At 68.6% G+C, this 17,761-nt stretch carries 14 protein-coding genes and 1 riboswitch; of the genes, 8 read left to right on the top strand and 6 right to left on the bottom strand.

Annotation, left to right across the window (positions count from 1 at the left end; translation table 11 throughout):
• Nucleotides 1–39 precede the first annotated feature (39 nt).
• From OCQ_RS05770 to metE, 3 genes are all read left to right on the top strand, one after another.
• Nucleotides 40–882, top strand: a complete 843-nt coding sequence (locus OCQ_RS05770; protein ID WP_008254428.1) for an SDR family oxidoreductase — start codon at nucleotides 40–42, stop codon at nucleotides 880–882.
• Between the two features lie 86 nt (nucleotides 883–968).
• Entirely contained in the window at nucleotides 969–1,610 is a 642-nt protein-coding gene (locus OCQ_RS05765) for an SDR family oxidoreductase (RefSeq protein ID WP_014384012.1), read from the top strand.
• A gap of 73 nt (nucleotides 1,611–1,683) precedes the next feature.
• A riboswitch (cobalamin riboswitch) is annotated at nucleotides 1,684–1,907 on the top strand.
• Between the two features lie 169 nt (nucleotides 1,908–2,076).
• On the top strand, nucleotides 2,077–4,347 hold the full coding sequence (gene metE / locus OCQ_RS05760) for a 5-methyltetrahydropteroyltriglutamate--homocysteine S-methyltransferase (RefSeq protein WP_014384011.1): 2,271 nt from the start codon (nucleotides 2,077–2,079) through the stop codon (nucleotides 4,345–4,347).
• Nucleotides 4,348–4,413: 66 nt separating this feature from the next.
• Here the strand turns inward: metE and OCQ_RS05755 are convergent, their stop codons facing one another.
• The gene (locus OCQ_RS05755) at nucleotides 4,414–6,138 is read right to left on the bottom strand and encodes a DUF3556 domain-containing protein (protein WP_014384010.1); all 1,725 of its coding nucleotides are present in this window, start codon (nucleotides 6,136–6,138) and stop codon (nucleotides 4,414–4,416) included.
• 52 nt (nucleotides 6,139–6,190) lie between these two features.
• Entirely contained in the window at nucleotides 6,191–6,913 is a 723-nt protein-coding gene (locus OCQ_RS05750) for a potassium channel family protein (protein ID WP_009957546.1), read from the bottom strand.
• A gap of 121 nt (nucleotides 6,914–7,034) precedes the next feature.
• Here OCQ_RS05750 and OCQ_RS05745 point away from each other — a divergent pair, with 121 nt between their 5' ends.
• Complete coding sequence (locus OCQ_RS05745; protein WP_026071435.1) at nucleotides 7,035–8,531, top strand: potassium/proton antiporter; 1,497 nt, start codon at nucleotides 7,035–7,037, stop codon at nucleotides 8,529–8,531.
• A gap of 1,101 nt (nucleotides 8,532–9,632) precedes the next feature.
• The gene (locus tag OCQ_RS05740; protein WP_051019762.1) at nucleotides 9,633–11,012 is read left to right on the top strand and encodes a flavin monoamine oxidase family protein; all 1,380 of its coding nucleotides are present in this window, start codon (nucleotides 9,633–9,635) and stop codon (nucleotides 11,010–11,012) included.
• A gap of 60 nt (nucleotides 11,013–11,072) precedes the next feature.
• On the opposite strand, the gene OCQ_RS05735 is transcribed toward OCQ_RS05740, so the two are convergent.
• Nucleotides 11,073–11,594: a DoxX family protein gene (locus OCQ_RS05735; protein ID WP_008254413.1), complete on the bottom strand. Its 522-nt coding sequence runs from the start codon at nucleotides 11,592–11,594 to the stop codon at nucleotides 11,073–11,075.
• A 213-nt stretch (nucleotides 11,595–11,807) separates the two neighbouring features.
• Between OCQ_RS05735 and OCQ_RS05730 the strand changes: the two genes are divergently transcribed.
• A complete protein-coding gene (locus OCQ_RS05730; protein WP_014384008.1) occupies nucleotides 11,808–13,385 on the top strand; it encodes a pyruvate, phosphate dikinase in 1,578 nt (525 codons plus the stop codon).
• Entirely contained in the window at nucleotides 13,382–13,996 is a 615-nt protein-coding gene (locus tag OCQ_RS05725; RefSeq protein ID WP_009957540.1) for a hypothetical protein, read from the top strand. Before OCQ_RS05730 ends, OCQ_RS05725 begins: the two co-directional genes overlap by 4 nt.
• Here OCQ_RS05725 and OCQ_RS05720 read toward each other — a convergent pair whose 3' ends face one another.
• From OCQ_RS05720 to OCQ_RS05710, 3 genes are all read right to left on the bottom strand, one after another.
• A complete protein-coding gene (locus OCQ_RS05720) occupies nucleotides 13,997–15,238 on the bottom strand; it encodes a WS/DGAT domain-containing protein (RefSeq protein ID WP_041784825.1) in 1,242 nt (413 codons plus the stop codon).
• A gap of 4 nt (nucleotides 15,239–15,242) precedes the next feature.
• Nucleotides 15,243–16,145 carry an alpha/beta fold hydrolase gene (locus OCQ_RS05715; protein WP_008254405.1) on the bottom strand — a complete coding sequence of 301 codons (903 nt, stop codon included), beginning with the start codon at nucleotides 16,143–16,145 and terminating at the stop codon, nucleotides 15,243–15,245.
• 143 nt (nucleotides 16,146–16,288) lie between these two features.
• On the bottom strand, nucleotides 16,289–16,777 hold the full coding sequence (locus tag OCQ_RS05710) for a VOC family protein (RefSeq protein ID WP_041785406.1): 489 nt from the start codon (nucleotides 16,775–16,777) through the stop codon (nucleotides 16,289–16,291).
• 120 nt (nucleotides 16,778–16,897) lie between these two features.
• Between OCQ_RS05710 and OCQ_RS05705 the strand changes: the two genes are divergently transcribed.
• Complete coding sequence (locus tag OCQ_RS05705) at nucleotides 16,898–17,761, top strand: alpha/beta fold hydrolase (RefSeq protein WP_008254400.1); 864 nt, start codon at nucleotides 16,898–16,900, stop codon at nucleotides 17,759–17,761.

Here is a 17,761-nt window from a genome sequence, read left to right as displayed (position 1 = left end):
GTTAGAACCGCGTTGGCATTATCCGAGAAGGGGATTTCCATGACCATTGTCGATCGGTTGCGCTACGACGGCAAGCGCGCTCTGGTGGTCGGCGGCGCGACTGGCATGGGCGCCGCCGCGGCCAAGTCAGCGGCCGAACTGGGGGCCGAAGTGATCGTGATGGACTACGCGCCGGTGGACTACAAGGTCGCCCAGTCCGTCCAGGTGGACCTGCGCGACCCCGCGTCCATCGATTCCGCCCTCGAGCAGGTCGACGGCCCCATCCACGCGGTGTTCTCCGCCGCCGGCGTCGCCGACGGAACGATCGACCTGATGAAGATCAACTTCATCGGCCACCGCCACCTGATCGACCGCCTGCTGGAAAAGGACCAACTGCCCAACGGCTCGGCCATCTGCTTCATCTCCTCGGTCGCGGGCATGGGCTGGGAGAACGACCTGGACCTGATGCTGGAATTTTTGGCCACCCCGGACTTCGCGGCGGCGGAGGCGTGGTGCCAGGCGCACGAGGCCGAAGGGATCAACCACTACGGCACCAGCAAAAAGGTGATCAACACCTACGTGGCGACCCAGGGCTACCCGTTGGCGAAGAAGGGCATTCGCATCAACGCGATCTGCCCCGGCCCGACCGACACCCCGCTGGCCCAGGCCAACGCCGACCTGTGGCTGTCCTTCGCCCAGGACTACCGCGACGAGACCGGCTCCAAGGTGCACACGCCCGAGCAGATGGGCGACGTGATGGCCTTCCTCAACAGCGAGGCGGCCTGCGGCGTCAGCGGGATCACCCTGCTGGTGGACTCGGGCCACACCATGGCCTCGATGACCGGCGCCTACGCGCCGGGCAAGCCGATCATCGACATCATCATGGGCAAGGTGAAGCTCTAACCTTTCTCCCGTGAGACCGTAACCGCCTACCGCTTACCCGGCGTTCGCGTCGGGAGTTGCAGTTTGGCGGGAAGTAGCGTGGGGGCATGGCTCGCATCGCCCTCATCGGCGGCCACGGCAAGGTCGCCCTGCAACTGGCCCGGATCCTGACCGAACGCGGCGACGACGTGAGCTCGGTCTTCCGCAACCCGGACCACGCCGGCGATGTCGCCGCCACCGGCGCCGAACCGGTGACGGCCGACATCGAGCGGCTCGACACCGACGCGTTGGCCGGCTTGCTGGCCGGGCATGACGCGGTCGTGTTCTCCGCCGGGGCCGGCGGCGGCAACCCGGCACGGACCTATGCCGTCGACCGCGACGCGGCCATCCGGGTGATCGATGCCGCGGCCCAGGCGGGCGTCACGCGGTTCGTGATGGTGTCCTACTTCGGCGCGGGCCCGGATCATGGTGTGCCACAAGGCGACCCGTTCTTCGCCTACGCGGAGGCCAAGGCGGCAGCGGACGCCCACCTGCGCGCCAGCGACTTGGACTGGACGGTCCTGGGCCCGGGTCGGCTCACCCTCGAGCCGGCGACCGGGCGCATCGCGCTGGGCGAGGGCAACGGCTCGGTTTCGCGCGCCGACGTCGCGCACGTCGCCGCCGCCGCGCTGGCGGACGACTCCACGATCGGCCGCACCATCGAGTTCAACAACGGCGACGTCCCGATCGCCCAGGCACTGGCTCGCTGACCCCGTCACCAGCGGAGTAAGCTGCGCTACGCAGCTGGTCTGCCGTCACCGCACAACGCGGCGTCGGCATCGAGCGAGACATGTTAGACATGCTTCGCAAGAGGGAACCCGGTGGGAGTCCGGGACTGTCCCGCAGCGGTATGCAGGAACGACCGCCGTCACGAGCACTGGTCTGGCGAAAAGACTGGGAAGCGACGGCCATTAGGAACTGCCCGGCTCCTCAGCGGCCCTTCCGGGCCGCATCGTCGGCCGGGCGTGAGCACCACCTGGTGCGCGCCTGCGAGTCCGAAGACCTGCCAGCTGTGCCGGACGCGCCGCGTCCGGCGGGCTCATCGCCTCGTGGAATGGGCGTTTGACCGTAACCGTTAGTGGTAAGTGCCTGAAAGAAAATCGGGCACGCACCGCGAGACGGTTCGGCCTCGCGTCCGCCGGCGGTGACCAGACCGTTGATAAAAGGACGAAAAACGTGACCACTCAACCATTCACCGCCACGGTTACCGGCTCGCCGCGCATCGGCCCGAAACGCGAACTCAAGCGCGCCACCGAGGGCTACTGGGCCGGCCGCACCAGCAGATCGGAACTGGAATCCGTCGCCGCGACACTGCGCCGCGACACCTGGGCGAGCCTGGCGGCCGCGGGCCTCGACTCGGTGCCCGTGAACACCTTCTCCTACTACGACCAGATGCTGGACACCGCGGTGATGCTCGACGCGCTGCCGGCGCGGGCCACGCACGTCTCCGACGACCTCGACCGCTACTTCGCTGCCGCGCGCGGCAATTCCGACGTCGCGCCGCTGGAGATGACCAAGTGGTTCGACACCAACTACCACTACATCGTTCCCGAGATCGCCCCCACCACGAAGTTCGCGCTGAACCCCGACAAGGTGCTCTCGGAGCTGAAAGAAGCACTGGCACAGGGCATTCCCGCGCGGCCGGTCGTCATCGGGCCGATCACCTTCCTGCTGCTCAGCAAGGGCGTCGACGGCGCGGGCGCACCCATCGAACGACTCGAGGAACTGGTGCCGATCTATTCCGAGCTGCTGTCGCTGCTCGCCGATAACGGCGCGCAGTGGGTGCAGCTCGACGAGCCGGCGCTGGTGACCGACGCCTCCCCCGACGCGCCCGCGTTGGCCGAGGCCGTCTACAACAAGCTCGGCGCGGTGAGCAACCGGCCGTCGATCTACGTCGCCACCTACTTCGGTGACCCCGGCGCGGCGTTGGCCGGTCTGGCCCGCACGCCCGTCGAGGCCATCGGCGTCGACCTGGTCTACGGTCCCGACACGGCGATCGCCGCGGTCCCCGAACTAGCCGACAAGGTACTGGTGGCCGGCGTCGTCGACGGACGCAACATCTGGCGCACCGACCTGCAGGCGGCGCTGGACAAGCTGGCGAGCCTGCTGGGTTCGGCTGCCGCGGTTGCCGTCTCGACATCCTGCTCAACGCTGCACGTCCCGTATTCGTTGGAGCCGGAGACCGGACTCGACGAGGCGCTGCGCAGCTGGCTGGCCTTCGGACAGGAGAAGGTCGGCGAGGTGGTGGCGCTCGCTCGCGCGCTGCGCGAGGGGCGCGAGGCGGTCGCCGAGGAGATCGCGGCATCGAACGCCGCGGTGGCCTCCCGCAAGAGCGATCCGCGCCTGCACAACGACCGCATCCGTGCCCGCATCGAATCGATCGTGGCCTCCGGCACACACCGCGGTGACGCGGCGAGGCGCCGGGCCAGCCAGGACGAGCGGCTGCAGCTGCCGCCGCTGCCGACGACGACGATCGGGTCGTTTCCGCAGACCGTTCAGATCCGCAAGGCCCGCGCCGCGCTGGTCGCCGGCGAGACCGACGCGGCCGAGTACGAAAAGCGGATGAAGCAGGAGATCGCCGACGTCATCAAGCTGCAGGAGAACCTCGGGATCGACGTGCTGGTGCACGGCGAGCCCGAGCGCAACGACATGGTGCAGTACTTCGCCGAGCAGCTGGAGGGCTTTTTCGCCACCAAGAACGGCTGGGTGCAGTCCTACGGCAGCCGCTGCGTGCGTCCGCCGATCCTCTACGGCGACGTGATCCGCCAGCACCCGATGACGGTGGAGTGGGCCAAGTACGCGCAGTCGCTGACCGACAAGCCGGTGAAGGGCATGCTGACCGGTCCGGTGACGATCCTGGCGTGGTCGTTCGTGCGCGACGACCAGCCGCTGGCCGACACCGCCAACCAGGTGGCGCTCGCGATTCGCGACGAGACCGTGGACCTGCAGTCCGCCGGTATAGCGGTGATCCAGGTCGACGAGCCGGCGCTGCGTGAGCTGCTGCCGCTGCGTCGCGCCGACCAGGACGACTACTTGCGTTGGGCCGTAGGGGCTTTCCGGCTGGCCACGTCGGGTGTCGCGGACTCCACGCAGATCCACACCCACCTGTGCTACTCGGAATTCGGCGATGTGATCGGCGCGATCGCCGATCTGGATGCCGACGTGACGTCGATCGAGGCGGCACGCTCACACATGGAGGTGCTCGACGACCTCAACGCGATCGGCTTCTCCAACAGCGTCGGACCGGGCGTCTACGACATCCACTCGCCCCGGGTGCCGAGCACCGAGGAGATGGCAGAGTCGCTGCGCGCGGCGCTGCGAGCCGTTCCGGCCGAACGGCTTTGGGTCAACCCCGACTGCGGACTGAAGACCCGCAACTCCGACGAGGTGACCGCGTCGCTGAAGAACATGGTCGCCGCCGCGCAGGAAGTGCGCGCGGGGGTCTGAGGCATCGCGGGAGTAACGCCACGGCGGTTTCCGGCGGGAAATGTCGCCGTGGCGTTACAACCGCGCCTACCCCGACACCACCTCGACGGGAACGTCGTCGGCCCAGGGCTGGCGGGTGACCATGTCGGCGACCCGGACGATGCCGCGCTCGAACTCACCGGTCGCGGCGTCGACCAACCGATACGCCTGCGTTTGCTTGTGAATCGGTTGCGCGTCAAGCAGAACCACGCGGACCTCGCCCGGTTCGAAGTGGCAGCGCTCCTGCAGCGCGCTGATCAGCTGCTCGTTGTGCATGTGGCCGTCGCCGAAGTTCCAGCCGATCGCGGTGCTGCAGATCCGCTCGCCGTCGGTGAGGACGTAGTCGTCCTCGTTCTGGCCGGCCATGGCGCGGTGCGCCAGCGTGAACAGCGCCCGGCCGTGAGTGTTGAAGCCGCGGAACGCGTATCCCATGTAGAGCGGAATCTGCGCCGCCTCCGGGCTGCCATAGAACCGTTCCAGCTGGGCCTGCGGCATGCTGGCGATCGCCACGATGCCCCTGCCGATCTTGTCGTTGGCGGACGGCTTGATGCACCACAGCGTGGTGTCCCAGTTGCCCGCGTAGTACCGCATCCCGGGCAGAAACGAGATCTTGCGCGGAAACATGTTGCCCAGCAGAACGATTCCCGCGATCACGACAAACAGGATCGCCACCACCACCGGGTGCTTGAGATCCGCGAGACCGAGCTGGGTGTGGGCGACGAACAGCGACAGCACCCCGAAGATCATGAAGACGTTCCACTCCAGCGGCACGCCCATCGGGATCGAGACCAGGATGCCGAGGTGGAAGCACACCATGACCACCGCGGCCACCGTGACGGGCCAGCCGCCGTGACAGAAGAACAGTGGCAGCGGCACCAGCATCTCGATGGCGGTGCTCAGGTGCGCCAGCCACCGCGACAGCCACCCCGGCCGCAGGTCGTCCGGGAACTTCTCGAAGAAGCGCCTTTTCAGCCAGCGGGGCCGCACCAGCGGATTGTTCGACATCATCGTGGAGATCACGAACGGAAAGTGTTTGTTGAGTTTGGATGTCGCGGCGCCCATCCAGATCACCAGGAACACCACCTTGGACCCGACGATCATGTCGGGCGCGGCGAACAGGAACGTCACCGCCATCGTCGCGTAGACCTCGCCACGCGCGGCCAGGAAGATCACCTTGTCGCGCAGGCCGAGCACCGCGAGCAGCACCAGGATCAGCACGACCTTCCATGCGGGCAGCAGCCCGATGGTCGTGCCCAGTTCGGGGATCGGCCCGGTGCCGTCGGCGAACAGCGCCGCGAACGTCACCAGAAGGAACAGCGCATACAGGGCCACGTCGACCGGTTTGCGCTTGGTGCCCTTGGTCAGTGGCACGCGGTCCGGCCAGGGTGGCAGCCGGATGGTGCCGAAGCGCATCCAGTACAGGACCGAACCCATCGGCGGGAAGAACCGGTTGTTCAGCGGGCCGAAGCCGCAGCCCAATCCGATCACCTCGAACAGCATCGTGTAGAGCACGACCTTCTCGAACACGATCGGCTCCGACCACCACGACGCGACCTGTGTGAACCCGCCGAGGCCGCGGGTGGCCGAGGCGAACACCCACGCGCCGAGGATGTAGAGCAGGATTTTGACGACGTAGAACAGGTGCAGCGCGACCGGTGTGCCGAAGCCGACCTCGGCCCAGTGCTTGGCCATCGGGCGGATCTTGTCGCTGCGGCTGCCCTTGTTCCATTCGGCCATGTCGAGCTGCGGTAGCTCGGGCTTCAGAAATCCCATGGTTCCACAGACTAGAACGTGTTCTAGGTAGGTGGCACGCGTTGGGCCCGAACTAGGCGGGCAAGTTTCTCACCGGGCCGGCCGGTATTTCACGCCGGCGCGCCGCCCGGGCCGGGGCACCCTGGACGATGAGGGCGCGGACCTGATTCTCGGCGGCACTGCCTGCGACGAACAACATTTCGTCGCCGGCCTCGAGCACGTCGTCGGGCTGCGGCAAGATGACGCTGCCGGCGCGCAGCACGGTGATCAACGCGGCGTTATCCGGCAGCGGCAGGTCACTAATCCGGCGGCCGACAAGCGGGTTGTCCACCGGCAGTGTCAGTTTCGACAGGCCGACCTGACCGCGCGCGAGCCCCATCAGCTGCACGAGGTGGCCGACGTCGATGGCCCCCTCGACCCCGGCCACCATGGCGCGGGGCGTGGAGACCGCCACGTCGATGCCCCACGCCTCGGTGAACAGCCACTCGTTTCTCAAGTCGTTGACGCGCGCCACCACTCGGGCGACCCCGAACTCGGCCTTGGCCAACAACGCCGCCGCGAGGTTCACCTTGTCGTCGCCGGTTGCCGCGATGACGACATCGCACAGCTGCAGTCCCGACTCTTGGAGCGACGCCAGCTCACACGCGTCGGCGAGTAACCACTCCGCGTCGGGCACCGTCTGCGGTACGTAATGGTCGACGTTGCGCTCGATCAGCAAGACGCGGTGACCGGCCTCGAGTAGCTCGAGTGCGACCGAACGACCGACCGCGCCCGCGCCGGCGATCCCGATGCGCACTATCCACTCTCCTGACGGCTGGTCGGCGTGTACCCCAGCTAGTCATTAGTGTTACTAGTGATTCACTTGCACACAACCCGACTTCGCTGGCCTGAGCCGCGACCGAACGGCGATGAACAACATGACCTTGCAGCAGCTGTACGTGACGCTGCTGGTCGGGGGCCTCGTGCTGCTGGCCAGCATCGTCGCCACCCGGGCGGCCGCCAAAGTGGGGTTGCCCAGCCTGCTGCTGTTCCTCGCGGTCGGCGTGGCCCTCGGCAACGACGGGCTGGGGCTGGAATTCAACGACGTCCAGCTCGCCAGCGACCTCGGCACCACGGCGCTGGCCGTCATTCTGGTCGAAGGCGGATTGACGACGCGGTTCGCCGACATCCGCAAGCTGCTGGCACCCGCGGGTGTGCTGGCCACCCTCGGGGTGGGCATCAGCATGGTGATCACCGCCGCGGGCGCGCACCTGCTGCTCGGCATCAACTGGCAGCTCTCGTTGTTGCTCGGGGCGATCGTTTCGCCCACCGATGCCGCCGCGGTGTTCTCGGTCCTGCGCGTCCTACCGCTGCCCAGGCGCCTCGCCGGTCTTCTCGAGGCCGAGTCCGGATTCAACGACGCGCCCGCCGCGATTCTCGTGCTCATGTTCAGCACGACCCCCATGACGCTGGCGCCGGGAACCGCCGCGACTGGCGTGGTGTACGAGCTGGTCGTCGGCGTCGCGGTCGGCCTGTTCAGCGGCGTGCTGGGCGCCTTCGCGATGCGACGGGCGGCGCTGCCGGCCTCCGGCCTCTATCCGTTGGCGACGTTTGCGCTGGGCATGGTGGCGTTCGCCGCGGCCGCCAGCGCCCACGCCAGCGGGTTCATCGCCGCGTATCTGTCGGCGGTGATATTGGCGAACTCCGGGTTGCCCCATCGCTCGGCGACCCGGTCCTTCGCGGAGGGGCTCGGCTGGCTGGCCCAGATCGGGCTGTTCGTGCTCCTCGGCCTGTTGGTGAGCCCGAGCCAATTGGGCAGCGAACTGATCCCGGCGATCGTCGTGGGCGCGGTGTTGCTGTTGCTCGGTCGGCCGCTCTCGGTCTTGATCTCCCTGGCCCCGTTCCGGGTGCCCTGGCGCGAGCAGGTGTTCCTCTCGTGGGCCGGGTTGCGCGGCGCGGTCCCCATCGTGCTGGCGACGTTTCCCATCGTCGAAGGGGTCGCGGACAGCTACCGGCTGCTCAACATCGTGTTCATTTTGGTCGTGGTCTTCACCCTGATCCAGGGCCCCGGATTGAGCCTGCTGGCGCACAGGATCGGGCTGATCTCGCGTGAAGCCACGAGGGAGATCCAGGTGGAAGCGGCGCCGCTGGACGTGTTGGAGGCCGAACTGTTGACGATGACGGTGTCGCCACCGTCGCGGCTGCACAACGTCTCGGTGCTCGAGTTGCGGCTACCCGACCCCGCCGTCATCACCCTCATCATCCGGAAAGGCCGCACCTTCGTCCCCCAGCCCCACACCCGCATCCAGGCCGGCGATGAGCTGCTGATCGTCACGACACCCAAGACGCGCGCCCCCACCGAGCGCAGGCTCCGCGCGGTGAGTCGCCGCGGCAAACTGGCGTACTGGTTCGACGAGTACGGCGAACCGGACTGATCTGCCGCCTGTCTGGCCACGGTCGGCACATATGAGATCGGCCAGAGTTTCGGCGGCGCCCAGCGCGCCGTCGCTAGAATCCAATCATTGTGTGGTTCAACGACGGAACCAGACCGCGACGGTCGCGCCCGGTCATTGCGATCGCCGCCATGGTGGTGTTGCTAGCCGCGGTCGTCGGATCCGGCCCGTGGCGCTCGGAGTCAGCGGGGTCCGGGCCTCCCGCGTCCGCGGCCCCGCATCCGGTGGTCGCCGCTATTGGCCACGACGACCACCCGGCTCCTGACCAGGGTTTGTCCGCCGAGTACCACAAGCCTCCCGCGACCGCGGCCGCACCTCATGGCCGGCAAGCGAATTCGCCGCGCTGGACGCCGGCGCCGCCGTGGTCACCGTCGCCGGCTTCATCCATGTCGAGTTGGCGAGCCGACGCCGTCGACCCGTGCACACCCGGCACTTCCCTTGGCGCCCAAGATCTTTTGACCCGGCTCTGCGTCTCCAGACGCTGATCGGCCAGGACCGGCCGTCATGCCATGCGCGACGGCCGCTCAGACGCATCGACGTTAACTCCTGCTGCTCACGCGCCACCGCACACCTCTCTCAATCGGCGGGTGTACGCGCGGGACCTTGTATTTCAGGGAGAAATTTTGTCCACATTCTTGGTCGCGAAGACCCTCACAATTCTCGGTGGTGCCGCGCTGCTTGTCTCGGCGGTCGGATGCGACGACGGTGTCGTCGCGACGTCGGCGGGCCCGTCGATCACCACGACGGCCGCTTCGTTCGGCGGGGCGCCGGCGCAACCGCTTCCGGCTTCGCCCGAAAGTCGTGCTGGCGGTGCGGGATTCACTGGCTGCATCATCGGCCTAAACTGCGGTTGCTTCCCTCGTCAAGGCAAGTGTGGGCGGCAGCGGTCGCCACGGGTGGTGCCTCCGCCCCCGCCGCCGGGCGAGTTCGGCAACAACGGTCCCGCCGACGACCGGCATGTGCCCGTGGTTCCGTGAGCCGCCGACCACACCGTCGTCTCGGAAATCCGGGTGAACTCGCTGTCGCGGACGCCGCCGTCGGTGTAGTTTGCTGCTGGGGCGGGACTACGGTGAGGAGCCGGCCATGTCCGACGTCGATTATTGCGTGGTCGGAGCGGGATTCGCGGGCCTGACGGCAGCGCTGCGGCTCCAGCGGGCCGGCCGATCGGTGGCCTTGCTGGAGGCGCGCGACCGGGTCGGTGGGCGCACCTTCACCGAGACCCGCCCGGACGGGACGTGGATCGACCGCGGCGGCGCGTGGATCGGCCCGGGCCAGGACCGGATCTACGCGCTGATGAACGAGTTCGGCGTGCCGGAGTACAAGCAGCACAACGACGGCGACGCGATGATGATCGTCGGCGGCAAGAAGCACCGCTACGGCGGCACCATCCCCTGGACGATGAGCCCGTGGGCCGTCACCAACCTGGGCCTCGCCCTGATGTCGTTCGAGAGAATGTGCAAAGCGCTCCCGCGCGAAGCCCCTTGGGAGGCAACGCAAGCCGCCGCGTGGGACCGGATCAGCCTGGGCGAGTGGATCGAGAAGCACACGCTGTCCAAGGCGGCCCGGCAAATGCTGGACATGGCCCTGTCCGGCCTGTACACCTCGGCGGGATCCGAGACGTCGTTGCTGTGGGCGCTGCTGCAGACGGGATCGGCCGGCGGCCCGACGTTCGCCATTTCCGGCAAGGGCGGCTCCCAGGACGCCCGCCCGGTCGGCGGCATGGCCGCTATCTACCGACAGATCGCCGCCGAGCTCGGTGATGCGGTGCACCTGTCGCGGCCGGTCCGGCAGGTCGCGCAGGACGCCGACGGCGTCACCGTCAGCGCGGAGGGCATGACGGTGCGGGCGCGGCGGGTGATCGTTGCGATCCCGCTGGCGATCGCCACGTCGATCGCCTACGAACCGGCCCTGCCGGTGGATCGGGCGTTTCTGCACCAGCGCATGCCGAGCGGCGCGGTCGTCAAGATCTCGGTCGTCTACGACGAGCCCTTCTGGCGGGCCGACGGGCTGTCCGGCCAGTCGGCCGCGCCGGGATGCCCGGCGACGCTGACCATCGACGCCTGCACCGACACCGGGAACCCGGGGGTCATGTGCGTCATCAGCGAGGGGCCCGCGGCGCGACGGCTCGGCAGGCTCGGCGAGGCGGAACGCCACGCGGTCATCATCGGCGAGCTGGTCGACCGCTTCGGGAGCAAGGCGAACGATTACCGCGAATTCCACGAACAGAACTGGACGGTGGAGCGCTATTCCGGCGGCGGCATGATCAGCCACGCGCCCACCGGCGTGCTGACCGAATTCGGTTACACCCTGCGCGAACCCTGCGGCCGCATCCACTGGGCCGGCACCGAGAGCTCGGCCGTCATGTGCGGGTGGGTCGACGGCGCGATCCGCTCCGGGGAGCGCGCCGCGGCCGAGGTGACCGCGGCCGACACGGCGACCGTGGCGGCCTCGAGCGTCGACTAGTTGCGCGCGTCGCCGGCGTGTCGGCCCAACAACTCGACGTTCGGCGCGGGGGCGCCGTGGCTAGCCGGCTTGCTTGGCCGGCGGCCGATAGAAGATGACCAGCTGGCCGATGGCACCGGCCAGGCCGAGCACCACCGAGATCAGCAGGCCGTGCCAGCCGTCCATCCAGTTCTTCCCGAAGACCAGGTAGTCCAGGCTGTACTTCCCGGCGCCCAGCGTGGCCACGACGACCGCGCTGACGGCCAGCACCAGGTTGTATTCCCAGCCCTCCTTGACGATGAAGAAGCCGTTGGCGCGGTGCACGGTCCAGGCCGCGACCAGCATCAGCGAGACGAAGCCCGCGGCCGGGATGGGGGTGAGCAAACCCGCCGCCAGGCCCAGGCCAGCGGCCATTTCCGTGGTCGCCGCCACCGTGGCGTGAAACTTTCCGGGTTTCATGCCGATGCTCTCGAACCACCGTGCGGTGCCCGGGATGCGGCCGCCGCCGAAGAACTTGTTGTAGCCATGCGCGGCCAACGTCACGCCCAACACCAGCCGCAGGATCAGTACTCCGACGTCATGGAACGTGTCATATGAAGTCATAACTGTAAACCTAGATCATGGGGCGGGTGGCAAGACAAGAGCCGCCGAGCAGCTACGGCGCTTTATCCGCTGGTACGTGTGGGAACATAGCGGGCGTTCCGACGTCGGCATCGGTAGCTAAGTCCACAAAGGGGGTGCACCACGGCTCGCACCGCATCAGGTAGCGGCGCCCACCGCCATGCGTCGAGCGGGGCCACGCGTGCCGAGCATCCCGTGGTGTTGCTGGACGGCGCATCGAACCACCCGCGCGAACTGCTGGGCAACAAGGGCCACGGCATCCAGACGATGCGCCGCCACCAGCTGCCGGTGCCGCCCGCCTTCTGCATCACCACCGCGGTGGGGCTGCGGTACCTCGCCGACCCCGCGGCGACGATGGACGCCATCTGGGACGACGTGCTCGACCGGATGGGCTGGCTGGAGACCCAGACCTCGCGCACGTTCGGACGGGGACCGAATCCCCTGCTGGTCAGCGTGCGCTCGGGCGCCACCCAGTCCATGCCGGGCATGATGGACACCATCTTGGACCTGGGCATCAACGACGACGTCGAGCAGGCGTTGGCGGCGGGCGACCCGACGTTCGCCCGTGACACCCGCCGGCGGTTCTGCGACATGTACCGCCGCATCGTGGGCGGCGGTGAGCAGCACGACGTTCCGTCCGACCCGTACGCTCAATTGCGCGCCGGCGTGGAGGCCGTGTTCGCCTCGTGGAACTCGCCCCGCGCGGTCGCCTACCGCACCCACTACGGTTTCGGTGATCAGCACGGCACCGCCGTGGTCGTCCAGGCCATGGTGTTCGGGAATTACGGCCCCAATTCCGGTGCCGGGGCATTCATTTCACGCAATCCGATAACCGGCGACAACGAGCCGTTCGGCGAGTGGCTCCCCGGCGGCCAGGGCGACGACGTGGTGTCGGGATCGGTTGAGGTGCAACCGATCACCGCGCTGCGCGACGAGCAGGCGGCCGTCTACGACGAGCTGGTCGCCGCCGCCGGCACCCTCGAGCGGCTGGATGCCGACGTCCAAGAGATCGAGTTCACCGTCGAAAGCGGCAAACTGTGGTTGCTGCAGACCCGGGCGGCGGAGCGGTCGGCGCAGGCCGCGGTGCGCACGGCGCTGCAGCTGCGGCACGAGGGACTCATCGACGACGCGGAAACACTGCGGCGGGTGACCCCGGCCCACGTGCAGACCCTACTGCTTCCCGCGCTTCAGCCCGAAATACGCTTGGCGGCGCCGCTTTTGGCCAAGGGGCTGCCGGCCTGCCCGGGCGTGGCGTCGGGCACGGCATACACCGACGTCGACGAGGCGCTGCGTGCCGCCGACCGTGGCGAACGAGTGATCCTGGTGCGCGATCACACCCGGCCCGAAGACGTGTCGGGGATGCTGGCGGCGCAGGGTGTCGTCACCGAGGTGGGTGGCGCCGCCAGTCATGCGGCGGTGGTCAGCCGCGAATTGGGCCGGGTGGCGGTGGTGGGCTGCGGCCAGGGCGTGGCGGCGTCGCTGGCAGGCAGACAGATCACCGTCGATGGCGCCGAAGGTGAAGTGCGTGAAGGCCTTTTGACCTTGTCCGCGTGGTCGGAAGACGATTCGCCGGAGCTGCGCGAGCTGGCCGACATCGCGCGACGCGTCAGCCCGCTGCGCGCCCACGTCACCGGCGACAATCCGCGGCTGGACGACAACTCCGAGGCCGCCGTGCGCGCCGCGATCGATCGCGGACACACCGACGTGGTCTCGGCCACCCCGTTGATCGTCATGCTGACCGCGCTGCGGCTGGCCGCGAGGGCGGCGCCATGACCGAACTGGATGTGCTGCAAGGGGTCCGGCTCAAGGGCCGGGTGAGCAGAACCGATCTGGCCGCGACATTGGGGGCCGATCCCGGCGACATCACTACCATCGTCGAGCAACTGACCGCGGCGGGCCTGCTGGCCGAGGGCGCAACCGTGCAGATAACCCGCGCCGGCAGCGACCGGTTGGCGACGCTGCTGGCCGAGGAGCGCGAGGGCATCGATGCGGGCGCGATGGCCGCCGCGTACAAGGACTTTCGCGCCGTCAACGCCGACTTCAAGCGCCTCGTGACGGATTGGCAGCTCAGGGGAGGCCCCGGCGGCGTTCCCAACACCCACGACGACGCCGAGTACGACGCCGCCGTGCTCGCCCGCCTCGACGACGTGCATGCCCGCGCCGTGCCGATCGTCGAGGCCGCCGCGGCCCAACTGCCCCGGCTCAACGCCTACGCGACGAAACTTGCTGCGGCATTGGACAAAATCAAGGCCGGGGAGACCTCCTGGCTGGCCAGGCCGCTGGTCGACTCCTACCACACGGTGTGGTTCGAGCTGCACGAAGAACTCATCGTCGCCGTCGGCCTGACCCGCGAGGAAGCGGCCAGATCCGGCGACGCGCAATAGCTAAAGGGCCTCGTCGAGCAGCGCCGTGTAGGCGTCGATATCGGGAATGGCCGAGGCCGCCGCGTGCACGCTGATCGCGATGGTGTCGCCGATGCCGTGCACGCCGTGCGTCAGACCCATCATCGGCGACAGCGCCGGATATCCGGCCGTCAGCACCACCGGGGCGCCGCCGAAACTCAGGTCGGCGGCGCCGCGGTAAACGCTGGACACCACGGTGTTGCCGGCCACCTGCGTCGGACGCTGGTCGAGGTCGAACTGGTTGATCCCCCAACGCAACAGCGGCGCGGGCACCGCGGCGAAGGCCCGGTCCGCGGTCCGCGTGGCCGGATGCTCGAACCGGCGCCGGCCATCGGCCAACTCGGCCGCGATCCGCCGCAGCCGCGCATCCAGATCAAGCTGTGGGTACAGCCCGACGACCACGTTCCCGAAGTGGTTATTGGCATGAGGCACACCGGGTTTGGCCATCGGGACTTCGGCCCCTAACGTCTCGGATCCCGGTCCCAGCAGTCGATACAGCGCGGTCGACACGGCGGCGAGAGCCCCGACGGTCACCGTGGGCCCGCGAAGCTGCGCGCGGGGACGCACCAGCGTGCGCACCGAGCGCGCGCCGTTCGGGCGGGCATTCGTCGGCAACAGCGGGCGGGGCCCGGCACCGGGCGTCAGCACGCCCGCGCGGATATCGCGGACCCGGCGGCGGTCGGCGCGGGCCGCCTGCACGGCCCGCCACGGCAGGAACCCCGCCGGCAACCGTTGCACCTCGGGCACCGGAACGTCCCGGCCGAACAGCCAGGCCGCCATCGCCGCACCGCGACCCCCGTCTGCCAGCGCATGCGCGAGCTGCACGACCGCGACCGCGCCCGGGCCGTCGACGCCCGGGATGCCGTCCACCGGCGTGAACAGGTGCACCCGCCAGGGCATCCGGCGAACGTCCAGCTGGCTGTTGGCGAGGCCGGCGACCGCTTCCAGGCACGCACCCCAGCTGCGCTCGACGAGCTCGTGGCGCACGATCTGCTCCGACACCACCCGAGCGGGAACCCACTGCGGATACCTCAGTAAGGACCGGTCGCGGACCCGCACCGACAGGGCGGGGCAACCATTCGCCCGGCGGCGAACCTGTTCGACGGCGCGGCCGAGGTCGGCGGGCTCGCCGGCGAAGGCGTACAGCAGGAACTCGTCGCTGGGGATTTTCGCCGACATCCAGTAGAACTGCGCATCGACGGCCGCCATCCGGCGCGCAGTCATCGCGTCAGCCGGGTGGGCCGACGAACGCAAGCACCCGCTCGGCCACCTTCTCGGGCTGTTCGAGCTGCAGGAAATGCCCGGCGTGATCGATGATGGCCACGTCGCTTCCGGGCGGCAGCACTTTTTCCGTCCAGTGCGCGAAAGCCGGAGTCATGCAACCGTCGTCGAGGCCGTGCAGATACAAGCTCGGCAGGATGGGCGCCTCGGTCCAGCGCTCGTTCAGCTCGGCGTACCGCTGCGGGGGCTTGGTGTTGCGCAGGGTGGCCCGGTAGGTCCCCAGGGCCGCGCGCCAACTTTCCGGTGTGCCGATCGCGGCGTCGACGTGCCGCAGATCCTCGTCGGCACCGCGATAGCCCGGCGACCATCGCCGCCACAGCAGCGGCAAGATCCAGCGCGCGGAACGCTCTGGCAGCAAAGGCAATTGGAAATAAAACATGTACCAGCTGCGCAATAACTGGCGCGGCAGCTGACGGGCCAGCCGGCCCCGCTCGCTCACCTGCCCCCGGAACGCGGCCGAGACCGGCACCGACATGATCACGGCTTTGGTGAACGGGCTGTTGGGCATCGCGGCCAGGCCGGTGGCCGCCAGCGCACCCCAGTCGTGACCGATCACCACGTCGCGGTCGGTTCCTCCCGCGGCCGCCCGCACGCGCAGGGCGTCGTCCATGATCGCCCCGACGTGATAGCTGCCGTCCTCGGGAATCGACGAGGGCGCGTATCCGCGCATGAACGGCGCGATGACCCGCCAGCCCGCCGCCGCGAGGAGCGGGGCCATCTTGCGCCAGCCGTAGGCCGTGTCGGGAAAGCCGTGCAGGCATAGGGCGATCGGACCGTCGGCGGGTCCCCAGGTCAGCGCCTTGAGATCCCCGGGCGGCCCCGGCACGTCGATCCACCGCGGCTCGGTCATCTCGCGTTGTCCGCCATATCCACTCCTGTTCGGCGCGTCCGCACGGACAAACCTAACCCGTGGGACTCCGCGATGCACCGACCGGCGCGGGATATTCGTCAAATATGGCCCGCCTCAGGGGGTTTCGCGGTCAGAGTGAGTCATCACCGCGCGGGGTCGCCGGACGCCTCCGCGGCCCGTTCCAGCTCGGCGATGATGATCTTGCGCATGCCGTACATCGCCTGGGTGGCGGCCGCGGCCCGGCCGCGATCGGGATCGCCGATCAATTCGTAGAGCCGATCGGGGACGATTTGCCAGCTCAGGCCGAAGCGGTCTTTGAGCCAGCCGCATTGCGATTCCTCGCCGCCGTCGGTCAACCGGTCCCAGTAGTAGTCGACCTCGTCCTGGTCCTTGCAGTGGACCGTGAAGGAGACCGCCTCGCTGAACTGGAAGTGCGGACCGCCGTTGATCCCGATGAACCGGGCGCCGTCGAGCACGAAGCTGCCGGACAGGACGGTGCCGGGCTCCCCAGGTCCGGCGTCGGTGGTCCGGTTGAGCCCCTCGATGTGGGAGTTCGGGAACACCGAGGTGTAGAAGCCGGCGGCTTCCTCCAGGTTGTCGTCGAACCATAACGACGGGGTGATCGATGGCATGTGCATGGCCTCCTGGGTCGCTCGTGGGGGTTCGACAGACAGACCCCAGCGAACACCGAAAGTCATCGCGCCGTCGACCCGCGCAAGAGTGCTTATGCGACCTATGTAACGTCAGGACGCATGAGCACCGTCAGCAGCAGCCCCCAGACGGTTGAGTTTGCCGGCGCCAAGGGCATCACCCTGATCGCCGACGAATGGAATCGGGGCACCGATGCCGCCGGCCGGCCGAGCATTCTGATGCTGCACGGGGGCGGCCAGAACCGGTTTTCGTGGAAGAACACCGGTCAGAGGCTGGCCGACGAGGGTTTGCATGTGGTGGCCCTGGACTCCCGCGGGCACGGTGACAGCGATCGCTCACCCGATGCCGACTACGAGATCGAGACGTTGACGACCGACGTCCTTCGGGTGCTGGACGCGATCGGGCGGCCGGTGACGATCATCGGGGCGAGCATGGGCGGGTTGACCGGCATCCTCGCCGCGCACCGGGCCGGCCCGGCGAAGGTGACCCGCTTGGTGCTGGTCGACGTGGTGCCCCGCTTCGAGAAGGGCGGCAGCGCCCGCATCCGCGATTTCATGTTCAGCGGCCTCGAGGGGTTCGAGTCGCTGGAGGAAGCGGCCGACGCCGTCGCCGCCTACCTGCCCTACCGCAGCAAGCCCCGCAGCCCCGAGGGGCTGAAGAAGAACCTGCGCCTGCGCGACGGCCGCTGGTACTGGCACTGGGACCCGGCGTTCATGACCAAGCCCGGCGACGATCCCGAACTGCGCACCGAGAGCTTCGAGCAGGCCGCCAAGAACCTGAGGATTCCCGTCCTGCTGATCCGCGGCAAGCTCTCCGACGTGGTGAGCCCCGAGGGCGTTCGGCACTTCCTGGCCACCGTGCCGCGCGCGGAGTTCGTCGAGCTGTCCAACGCCGGGCACACCGCGGCCGGCGACGACAACGACGCGTTCAGCGACGCCGTGGTGAAATTCGTCCAACGCCACTGA

The sequence above is a fragment of the Mycobacterium paraintracellulare genome (assembly GCF_000276825.1).
Taxonomy (GTDB): Bacteria; Actinomycetota; Actinomycetes; order Mycobacteriales; family Mycobacteriaceae; genus Mycobacterium; species Mycobacterium intracellulare.
This window is presented reverse-complemented; position numbering and strand designations above follow the sequence as displayed.

Coding starts and splice junctions, on each gene's coding strand:
- OCQ_RS05770 (WP_008254428.1), top strand. CDS start 40: ATGACCATTGTCGATCGGTTGCGCTACGACGGCAAGCGCGCTCTGGTG.
- OCQ_RS05740 (WP_051019762.1), top strand. CDS start 9,633: ATGTCCGACGTCGATTATTGCGTGGTCGGAGCGGGATTCGCGGGCCTG.
- OCQ_RS05705 (WP_008254400.1), top strand. CDS start 16,898: ATGAGCACCGTCAGCAGCAGCCCCCAGACGGTTGAGTTTGCCGGCGCC.
- OCQ_RS05765 (WP_014384012.1), top strand. CDS start 969: ATGGCTCGCATCGCCCTCATCGGCGGCCACGGCAAGGTCGCCCTGCAA.
- OCQ_RS05725 (WP_009957540.1), top strand. CDS start 13,382: ATGACCGAACTGGATGTGCTGCAAGGGGTCCGGCTCAAGGGCCGGGTG.
- OCQ_RS05755 (WP_014384010.1), bottom strand. CDS start 6,138: ATGGGATTTCTGAAGCCCGAGCTACCGCAGCTCGACATGGCCGAATGG.
- OCQ_RS05720 (WP_041784825.1), bottom strand. CDS start 15,238: ATGACTGCGCGCCGGATGGCGGCCGTCGATGCGCAGTTCTACTGGATG.
- OCQ_RS05735 (WP_008254413.1), bottom strand. CDS start 11,594: ATGACTTCATATGACACGTTCCATGACGTCGGAGTACTGATCCTGCGG.
- OCQ_RS05745 (WP_026071435.1), top strand. CDS start 7,035: ATGACCTTGCAGCAGCTGTACGTGACGCTGCTGGTCGGGGGCCTCGTG.
- OCQ_RS05710 (WP_041785406.1), bottom strand. CDS start 16,777: ATGCCATCGATCACCCCGTCGTTATGGTTCGACGACAACCTGGAGGAA.
- OCQ_RS05715 (WP_008254405.1), bottom strand. CDS start 16,145: ATGACCGAGCCGCGGTGGATCGACGTGCCGGGGCCGCCCGGGGATCTC.